General features: G+C 45.8%; 1 protein-coding gene. It reads right to left on the bottom strand.

Annotation, left to right across the window (positions count from 1 at the left end; translation table 11 throughout):
* Nucleotides 1-98: 98 nt before the first annotated feature.
* Nucleotides 99-999, bottom strand: a 901-nt coding sequence (locus B3763_RS10005; RefSeq protein ID WP_286746137.1) for an amidohydrolase family protein, incomplete at its 5' end; no start/stop codon positions are given.

Here is a 999-nt window from a genome sequence, read left to right as displayed (position 1 = left end):
CTAACCAACTGAACTACAACCACCGTTTAAACACCTTAGGTGTTTGGGTCTGCAAAAGTAAGTGTTAGATGCGAATTTGCAAATAACCTCTTTTGAAATTATCGAGAAAATAAAAGTCTTTCTCCCGTAGTGCCTTCAATTACCTGTCCGTCACTATACACCAGGTGTCCGTTTACAAAAGTCTTTTCTACACTGGCTTTAAATTGGTGGCCTTCGAAGGGCGACCAGCCACATTTATACAGCAGGTTCGATGGGTGAACCTCCCAGGCTTTGTTCAGGTTAACCACCACAAGGTCGGCCTGATAGCCTTCTCTAATGTAGCCCCTGTTGGTTATCTCAAACAATTCGGCTACCGCATGGGCCGATTTCTCCACTATTTTTTCCAGACTGAATACTCCCTGATGGTATAAGTCTAGCAAAGCGGGTAGGTTATGTTGCACCAAAGGACCACCCGAAGGAGCTGAAAAGTAGCTGTTTTGCTTTTCTTCCAAAGTGTGAGGAGCGTGGTCTGTGGCCAATACATCTATTCGGTTTTCATTCACCGCTTTCCTAATCATTTCTCTGTCTGTAGCTGTTTTTACGGCCGGGTTCCACTTAATCAGGCTGCCCTTTTCCGCATAATCAGCGTCTGTAAACCACAAATGGTGTACACAGGCCTCTGCCGTAATTTTCTTCTCTTTGAGCGGAATGCTATTATCGAACTGTAATGTTTCTTTGCCGGTAGAAATATGTAGAATATGCAAGCGCGCTCCTGTCTTTTTGGCTAATGCTATGGCAGCCGATGAAGAAGCGTAGCAAGCCTCTTCATTCCGAATTACCGGGTGCATGTGCATGGGTACCTGCTCACCATACTGCTCCCGGGCTTTGGCCGTGTTGGCCCGTATAATTTCTTCAGACTCGCAGTGTGTGGCAATTAGCGTGGGCGAGTTGCTGAAGATATGTTCCAGCGTTTTTTGGTTGTCTACCAGCATATTGCCTGTAGAAGAACCCATGAAAATC

This window comes from Roseivirga sp. UBA1976 (assembly GCF_002336325.1).
GTDB lineage: Bacteria > Bacteroidota > Bacteroidia > Cytophagales > Cyclobacteriaceae > Roseivirga > Roseivirga thermotolerans.
This window is presented reverse-complemented; position numbering and strand designations above follow the sequence as displayed.